The organism is Rhodanobacter terrae, assembly GCF_042657005.1.
In the GTDB taxonomy this organism is placed as follows: Bacteria; Pseudomonadota; Gammaproteobacteria; order Xanthomonadales; family Rhodanobacteraceae; genus Rhodanobacter; species Rhodanobacter terrae.
Map to the genome: position 1 here is coordinate 1 of NZ_JBHSNG010000075.1, position 1,092 is coordinate 1,092.

The 1,092-nt window shown below is 60.9% G+C and carries 1 protein-coding gene; it reads left to right on the top strand.

The features are described from left to right. Nucleotides 1–58 precede the first annotated feature (58 nt). Nucleotides 59–1,039, top strand: a complete 981-nt coding sequence (locus ACFPPB_RS20280) for an IS5 family transposase (RefSeq protein ID WP_377330469.1) — start codon at nt 59–61, stop codon at nt 1,037–1,039. The last annotated feature ends 53 nt before the right edge of the window (nt 1,040–1,092 follow it).

Below are 1,092 nucleotides of genomic sequence, written 5' to 3' on the forward strand. Positions count from 1 at the left end.
CTGATTTATTCCCCGTGTGCGGCATCATAGCGACCAGTCCCAAGGAAGCCCATCGCCGATGAAACAGCGTTCGTTCGCCTCGTTGAGTTTCGAGTCCAAGAAGAAGCCGACACGCCGAGAGCGGTTTTTGGGCGAGATGGACAAGGTGGTTCCCTGGGCGGCCTTGCTGGCGCTGATCGAGCCGAGCTACCCCACCTCCGGGCGCCGGGGTCGGCCGCCGATGTCCGCTGCCACGATGCTGCGCATTCACTTCATGCAGCAGTGGTACGCGCTGAGCGATCCGGCGATGGAAGATGCGTTGTACGAGATCGAATCGATGCGCCGCTTCGCGGGGCTGGAGTTGAACGAGAACCCAATTCCCGACGAGACGACGATCCTGAAGTTCCGTCGCTTCCTGGAACAGCACGGCTTGGCGGCGAAGATCCTCGAAGCGGTTAATGCCCACCTGAGCGGCAAGGGCCTTTTGCTTCGCCAGGGCACGATCGTGGATGCCACGATTATTCAGGCGCCGTCATCGACCAAGAACCGCGACAAGCAGCGCGATCCGGACATGCGCCAGACCAAGAAGGGTCAGCAGTGGTATTTCGGGATGAAGGCGCACATCGGCGTGGATGTGGAGTCGGGACTGGTACACACGGTGACCACGACGCCGGCCAACGCGGGTGACGTGACGGAAGTGGACAAGCTCCTGCATGGCAGGGAAAAGACCGTGTACGCCGACGCCGGCTATCAGGGTGCCGAGAAACGGGCCCCCAAGCGCGGTCGCACGTGGTACATCGCGGCCAAGCGTGGCAGCGTCAAGGCAATGCCCGAGGGTGAACTGAAAGATGCGGTCAAGCACACCGAACACATGAAGGCGGCGGTGCGCGCCAAGGTCGAGCACCCGTTCCGCGTGGTGAAGCGCCAGTTTGGCTACCAGAAGGTGCGATTCAAGGGCTTGGTCAAGAACACGGCTCAGGTGCTGACGTTGTTTGCGTTGGCGAATCTGTGGATGGTGCGACGAACTTTGCTGACTACTGCAGGGGAGGTGTGCCTGTGAGCCAGAAAATGAAGTTGATCAGAGGCACATCACCGTCACGGCGGCACGAAAAC